Below are 6316 nucleotides of genomic sequence, written 5' to 3' on the forward strand. Positions count from 1 at the left end.
GGTCGAGCAAGCCGGCCGAATAGGCCACGGATGCCCAGGGCTCGCCGCGTCATCGCCTCGCGATGGCACCGGGTCCTGGGCATTTCGCTGAGAACAGCACACGAGGATTGAGCAGAGCATGATCAAGGGCATCGGCGTCGACATCGTCGACCTGGCACGCTTCGACCGGCAGGTGGCCCGCACGCCCGGGCTGGTGCCGAGGCTGTTCGCGCCGGCCGAGCGCACCCTGCCGACACACTCGCTGGCCGCCCGGTTCGCCGCCAAGGAAGCTCTGATCAAGGCCCTCGGCGACAGTGTGGGCGCCAGCTGGCAGGAGATGGAAGTGGTCTCCGACCCGCACGGCAACCCGTCCTTCGCGCTGACCGGAGCGGTGCAGGCCGCCTTCACCGCCCGCGGCATCACGAGCGCGCACCTGAGCCTGACCCACGACGCCGGGGTGGCCTGCGCGTTCGTGGTCCTGGAGGGGAACTCATGACCGACTTCCGTGAGGCCGTCATCGATCTCGGTGCCGTGCAGGCCAACGTGGAACACCTGCGCAGCCTGATCGGCACCCGGCACACCATGGCCGTGGTCAAGGCCAACGGCTACGGTCACGGCGCCGTGCCGGTGGCCCGCGCCGCGCTCGCCGGCGGCGCCGACTGGCTCGGTGTCGCCGACATCGACGAGGCCCTCGCCCTCCGCGCCGCCGGCATCGACGCCCCGCTGCTGGCCTGGCTGCACGGCCCGGATGCCGACTTCGCCGCCGCCATCGCCGCGGACATCGACCTCGGACTGTCGTCGGCGCGGCAGGTGCGCGAGGTCGCGGCGGCCGCCAACGCACTGGGCCGGCCCGCATCCGTGCAGATCAAACTCGAGACCGGCCTCAACCGCAACGGCGTCGACGAATCGGACTGGGCCGAGGTGCTGGGCCTCGCTGCCGCGTTCGAGCGCGTCGACCGGCTGCGGGTGCGCGGCCTGTTCAGCCACCTGGCCAACACCTCACCCGACGACGACCTCGCCGCCATCGCCAGCTTCGGCCGCGGGCTGGAGGCCGCCACCGCCGCCGGACTCACCATCGACCTCGCCCATCTGGCGTCCACGGCCGCCGCCCTGCGCCTGCCCGCCGCCCGCTACTCGATGGTGCGGTTGGGCATCGGTATTTACGGGCAGTCGCCCTTCGCCGACGCGGATGCCGCCGACCTCGGCCTGACCGCGGCCATGACTCTGCGCGGCCGGGTCGCCGCCGTGCGCCGGGTCGCCGCCGGCGCGGGCGTCTCCTACGACTACCTGTGGCGCGCCACCGCCGACACCACCCTCGCCCTGGTGCCGCTGGGTTACGCCGACGGGGTACCCCGGCAGGCCATGAACGCCGCCAGGGTGGCCATCAACGGAACCCAGTACCCCGTGGTGGGCCGCGTCGCGATGGACCAGTTCCTTGTAGACGTGGGCACCGACCCTGTCGCCGTCGGCGACGTGGTGGTGCTGTTCGGCGACGCTGCGGCCGGGGTGCCCACCGCCGCCGAGTGGGGCGCCGCCGCGGGAACCATCAACTACGACATCGTCACCCGGGTGGGTGCCCGGGTGCCGCGTCGGTATGTGGGATCTGGGTCCCTGACCGACGCCGACAGCACCGAAACCACGAGGTCGTAGCCCGATGCGCCGCACGATCGCCGACCCCGAAACCATGCACGCCTTCGGCCTGGAAATGGCCGGGCTGCTGCGCGCCGGTGATCTGATGGTGCTCACCGGCCCGCTCGGCGCCGGTAAGACCACCTTCACCCGCGGCCTCGGCGAGGGCTTGCGCGTGCGCGGCGCGGTCACCAGCCCCACCTTCGTTCTCGCCCGCACGCATCCGAGCACGATCGGCGGACCGCCGCTGGTGCACGTGGATGCCTACAGGTTGAGCAGCGCGATGGAGCTGGACGACCTCGACATCGACTTCGCCCGCTCGATCGTGGTGGTGGAGTGGGGCCGCGGCCTGCTCGAGGGGATCACCGAATCGTGGCTGGACATGGAGATCGAGCGTCCGCTCGGCGCCTCGCAGGCCGACCCGGACGCCGACATCGACGATGCCGTCGCCCTGGACCTGCCCGAACCGCGCACCGTCACGGTGACCGGCCACGGACCGCGCTGGCAGGACGGCCTCGGCTTCCGCTCCGACCCGGCCGGCCCGGATGAGCCGGTGCACGCATGACCGCCGCCCGGCCGACCGGCGCCTGGTACTGGAGCGCCCTCGTCCTCACCGGCGTCATCGGTGGACTGCTCTCCGGACTGTTCGGTGTCGGCGGCGGCATCGTGATGGTGCCCCTGCTCATCTCGCTGGTGCGCATGGACCAGCGCCGGGCGGCCACCACGTCGCTGGCCGCGATCGTGCCCACCTCCATCGTGGGGTCGCTCACCTACCTGGCCAACGGCCACATCGACCTGATCGCCGGCGCGATCATCGCCGCCGGCGCCGTGGTCGGCGCCCTGATCGGCAGCAACCTGCTGCAGCGCATCCCGCTGTTCTGGCTGCGCTGGCTCTTCATCGCGCTGCTCATCGTGGTGGCCGCGCGCATGCTTGTCGTGGAGCCGGAACGCGGAGCCGCCCTCGAGCTGAGCTGGGTCGTGGTGCTGGGCTACCTCGCTCTGGGGCTGACGATGGGCATCGCATCCGGTCTGTTCGGCATCGGCGGGGGAGTGATCGCGGTGCCGGCCCTCGTGGCGGTGTTCGGCGTGAGCGACCTCATCGCCAAGGGCACCTCGTTGCTGGTGTTGGTGCCCACGAGCCTCGTCGGCACCATCGCCAACCTGCGCGCCGGGCTCGTCGATCTGCCCGCCGGCCTCGTGGTCGGCGCCGCTGCCACCGTCGCGGCGGTGCCCGGGGTGGCCCTGGCCGTGCTGATCCCGCCGCGCCTGTCGAGCATCCTGTTCGCCGTGCTGCTGATTCTCGCCGCCGGGCAGCTCACGGTGAAGGCCCTCCGCACCAAGCGCATCTGACGCCCACCCGCCCCGCGTCTGCCGCACCCAACTGTTACCCGTGCGGACGAATGGACCCGGTGTGCCGGACGCAAATGTCCGATTCGGCAACAGTTGCCCGGGAACGAGCCGGCGAGGCACCCGGCGGGCGGAGGCGCCCGGGCCGCATAGGCTGGACGGGTGCTCCTCGCCATCGATACCTCCGCCGGCACCAGCGTCGCCGTCGTCGACCTGACCCAAGGCGTGATCGCCGAACGCGGCGTCCCCGACACCATGCGGCACGCCGAGGTGGTCGGGCGCCTCATCCAGGAGTGCCTCACCGAGGCCGCCATCCCCGTCTCGGCGCTCTCCGGCGTCGTCGGCGGCATGGGCCCCGGACCGTTCACCGGCCTCCGCGTCGGCATCGCCGCCGCCCGGGTCTTCGCGCTGGGCATCGGGCGCCCTCTCGTTCCCGTGGTCAGCCACGACGCCATCGCCTACGGCCACTACCGCACCGGCCACACCGGCCCGCTGCTCGTGGTCACCGACGCCCGGCGCCGCGAGGTCTACTGGTCCGCGTACAGCGGGGCGGATGCCGAGCACCTCCCGGTGCGTCTCGGCGCCCCGGCCCTGGCCAAACCGGCCGAGCTGCTCGAGGCCGACTTCGTGCACGCCGGCCTGCCCCGCCTCGACGCCGCCACCATCTCGGCCGGCGACCTCGGGATGGTCGCCGAACTCGCCTTCGCGGCCGGCCGACCGTTTGCCGCCGACGAGGCGCTCTACCTGCGCTCACCCGACGTGACGGTGCCCAAAAACGGTCCCAAGCGGGTGAGCTGATGACCTGGCAGCTGCGCCGCGCCCAGCCCGCCGACGTCGAGGCGATCATGGCCCTGGAGACGCACATCTTCGAAAACGACGCCTGGTCCACCGAGATGATGGCCCGGGATGTCGCCGACCCGGGCTGCTACTACCTGGTCGCCTTCCCGCCGGACTCGCCGGAGCACATCGTCGCTTACGCCGGACTGCAGGCGGCGTTGCGCTCGCCGGAGAGCGACATCCAGACCATCGCCGTGGCCGAAGAGGCCCGCGGCCGCGGGCTCGGTCGGGTGCTCATGCTCAGCCTGATCACCGAGGCCCGCAAGCGCGGAGCCCGCGAGACCTTCCTCGAGGTGCGCGCCGACAACCCCGGCGCCCAGCACCTGTACCGCTCGCTCGGCTTCGAAGACCTCGGCGTTCGCCGGGGCTACTACCAACCAGACAACGTGGATGCGATCGTGATGCGCCTGCCCATTCCGCCCGCCGAGATGCAGTTCACGGATGCCGCCGCCGCGCCGCCCGCCGCCGACCCGGCCGCACCCGCCGCCGCCCCTGCAGCATCAGCCGCCCCGGCCCGCCCGCTCAACCGCACCAACCCGCTGGTGCTCGGCATCGAAACCTCCTGCGACGAGACCGGCATCGGCATTGTGCGCGGCACCACCTTGCTCTCCAACACCATCGCCTCGTCGATGGACGAGCATGCCCGCTACGGCGGCGTCGTGCCGGAGGTTGCCGCTCGCGCCCACCTCGAAGAGATGGTGCCCGCCATCCACGCGGCCGTCGCTGAAGCCGGCATCCGGCTCGACGAGATCGACGCCATCGCCGTCACCAGCGGACCCGGCCTCGCCGGTGCACTCATGGTCGGTGTCGGCGCTGCCAAATCGCTCGCGGTGGCGCTGGACGTGCCGATCTACGCCGTCAACCACCTCGTCGGCCACGTGGGCGCCGACCTGCTGCGCGGCGAGGGCGTCGACACAGATGCGCCGCTGGAGTACCCCACCATCGCCCTGCTGGTCTCCGGGGGGCACACCTCGCTGCTGCTGGTGCGCGACCTGGTCTCCGACGTGGAGCTGCTCGGCGAGACCATCGACGATGCCGCCGGCGAGGCCTTCGACAAGGTCGCCAGGGTGCTCGGCCTGCCCTACCCCGGCGGGCCGCAGATCGACAGGGTCGCGGCCACCGGCGACCCTGCCGCCATCCGTTTCCCGCGCGGCCTCAGCCACCAGAAGGATGTCGCCAAGCATCGCTATGACTTCTCCTTCTCCGGCCTGAAGACCTCGGTGGCCCGGTGGGTGGAACAGAAGCGTGACGCCGGCGAAACCGTGCCGATCAATGACGTTGCGGCGAGCTTCCGCGAGGCCGTCGTCGACGTGCTGCTCACCAAAGCCGTCGCGGCCTGCACCGACCTCGGGGTGCCCAGGCTGCTGCTCGGCGGCGGGGTGATCGCCAATGCGCGGTTGCGCCAGGTGGCCCAGGAGCGCACGGATGCGGCCGGTATCGCGCTGCGCATCCCGCCCCTGTCGCTCTGCACCGACAACGGCGCCATGATCGCGGCGCTCGGCGCGCAGCTGATCATGGCCGGGCACGCGCCCTCCAACCTCGATTTCGGGGCGGACTCCACCCTCCCGGTGGGCCTCATCCAGGCCTGAAACCGCATCTCACCAAGAGTTTCTCGCGCGGACGCGATACTGTCATGGTGGGGGTTTTACGCAGAGCCAGCACGTTGACACCCCCACGGCGCGGGTGCCACTATGGCACCCATCGCACCCAGTGCCCTTGCATTCCCTACGCTGCACCACGTGAAGGAGTCACCCATGACCGACCCGAACCAGCCCCCCGTGAACAAGCCGGACTCGAACGAGCCCACTCCGCCGCCGGCGTACGCCCCGCCCGCGCCGCCGGCCTACGGTGCAACCCCGGCCGCCCCGGCCTACGGCGCCGCACCCGCCGCCCCGCAGGCCTACGCACCGCAGGGCTACGGGCAGCCGGCCGCCGGCGATAAGTGGAACGTTCTCGCGATCATCTCCCTGGTCAGCGCGTTCTTCGTGTCCCTCGCCGCCGTGATCTGCGGCCACATTGCGCTCAGCCAGATCAAGCGCACCGGCGAAAAGGGTCGCGGCCTCGCCATCGCCGGCCTCGTGCTCGGCTACGTCGGCCTGATCAGCGGACTCATCTTCCTCATCGTCACGATCGGCGTGATCATGGCGGGCATCAGCGAAGGCTCGTACACCACCTACTAGAAGGCTCGGCAGACCGCGCTCGTCGGCCACCCCGGCCGCCCGCTCGGGCGGCCGGGCGGCCTGGATCAGACCAGGCGTTCACAGGAAAGGAATGACGATCATGACCGATCCGAACACACCACATCCCGAGGTTCCCCAGGTTCCCAGCGTGCCGCAGGTCCCCGACGTGCCGCAGGTGCCCGACTTCCCGCAGGACAGCGCGGCCGGCGACCCGCCGGATCGCCGGAGCGGCCCCGCCGGCGATGCCGAATCCACCCCGTCGGGCGCCCAGCAGCCGCCGCCGGTTCCGCCGGTGAGTCCGACCGGCCAGCCGACGCCGCCGCCCGCCTACGGCCCGCCCGCCC

General features: G+C 71.8%; 7 protein-coding genes and 1 pseudogene. All 8 read left to right on the forward strand.

The window, feature by feature from the left end; all coding sequences use genetic code 11:
- The first annotated feature begins 118 nt into the window (after positions 1–118).
- Complete coding sequence (locus E3O57_RS00795) at positions 119–475, forward strand: holo-ACP synthase (RefSeq protein ID WP_088457148.1); 357 nt, start codon at positions 119–121, stop codon at positions 473–475.
- Positions 472–1629 carry an alanine racemase gene (alr, locus tag E3O57_RS00800; RefSeq protein WP_103459167.1) on the forward strand — a complete coding sequence of 386 codons (1158 nt, stop codon included), beginning with the start codon at positions 472–474 and terminating at the stop codon, positions 1627–1629. Before E3O57_RS00795 ends, alr begins: the two co-directional genes overlap by 4 nt.
- A gap of 4 nt (positions 1630–1633) precedes the next feature.
- On the forward strand, positions 1634–2173 hold the full coding sequence (gene tsaE / locus E3O57_RS00805) for a tRNA (adenosine(37)-N6)-threonylcarbamoyltransferase complex ATPase subunit type 1 TsaE (protein ID WP_103459168.1): 540 nt from the start codon (positions 1634–1636) through the stop codon (positions 2171–2173).
- Positions 2170–2958 (forward strand): sulfite exporter TauE/SafE family protein, encoded by a 789-nt coding sequence (locus E3O57_RS00810; RefSeq protein WP_103478910.1) that lies wholly within the window; start codon positions 2170–2172, stop codon positions 2956–2958. The genes tsaE and E3O57_RS00810 overlap by 4 nt, the downstream gene beginning before the upstream one ends.
- A gap of 159 nt (positions 2959–3117) precedes the next feature.
- Positions 3118–3753, forward strand: coding sequence for a tRNA (adenosine(37)-N6)-threonylcarbamoyltransferase complex dimerization subunit type 1 TsaB (tsaB, locus tag E3O57_RS00815; protein ID WP_103478911.1), 636 nt, complete (start codon positions 3118–3120; stop codon positions 3751–3753).
- Positions 3753–5381, forward strand: a complete 1629-nt coding sequence (gene tsaD, locus E3O57_RS00820) for a tRNA (adenosine(37)-N6)-threonylcarbamoyltransferase complex transferase subunit TsaD (protein WP_103478912.1) — start codon at positions 3753–3755, stop codon at positions 5379–5381. The genes tsaB and tsaD overlap by 1 nt, the downstream gene beginning before the upstream one ends.
- 165 nt (positions 5382–5546) lie before the next feature.
- Positions 5547–5972 (forward strand): DUF4190 domain-containing protein, encoded by a 426-nt coding sequence (locus E3O57_RS00825; RefSeq protein WP_103459170.1) that lies wholly within the window; start codon positions 5547–5549, stop codon positions 5970–5972.
- Positions 5973–6072: 100 nt separating this feature from the next.
- Positions 6073–6316, forward strand: a pseudogene (locus E3O57_RS18580) (hypothetical protein); the annotation flags it as partial.

The sequence above is a fragment of the Cryobacterium sp. TMN-39-2 genome (assembly GCF_004402745.1).
Lineage (GTDB): Bacteria > Actinomycetota > Actinomycetes > Actinomycetales > Microbacteriaceae > Cryobacterium > Cryobacterium zongtaii.

Bases quoted from the DNA above. Each gene is read 5' to 3' on its own strand.
- E3O57_RS00795 (WP_088457148.1), top strand. From the start codon at position 119: ATGATCAAGGGCATCGGCGTCGACATCGTCGACCTGGCACGCTTCGAC.
- alr (WP_103459167.1), top strand. From the start codon at position 472: ATGACCGACTTCCGTGAGGCCGTCATCGATCTCGGTGCCGTGCAGGCC.
- tsaE (WP_103459168.1), top strand. From the start codon at position 1,634: ATGCGCCGCACGATCGCCGACCCCGAAACCATGCACGCCTTCGGCCTG.
- E3O57_RS00810 (WP_103478910.1), top strand. From the start codon at position 2,170: ATGACCGCCGCCCGGCCGACCGGCGCCTGGTACTGGAGCGCCCTCGTC.
- tsaD (WP_103478912.1), top strand. From the start codon at position 3,753: ATGACCTGGCAGCTGCGCCGCGCCCAGCCCGCCGACGTCGAGGCGATC.
- E3O57_RS00825 (WP_103459170.1), top strand. From the start codon at position 5,547: ATGACCGACCCGAACCAGCCCCCCGTGAACAAGCCGGACTCGAACGAG.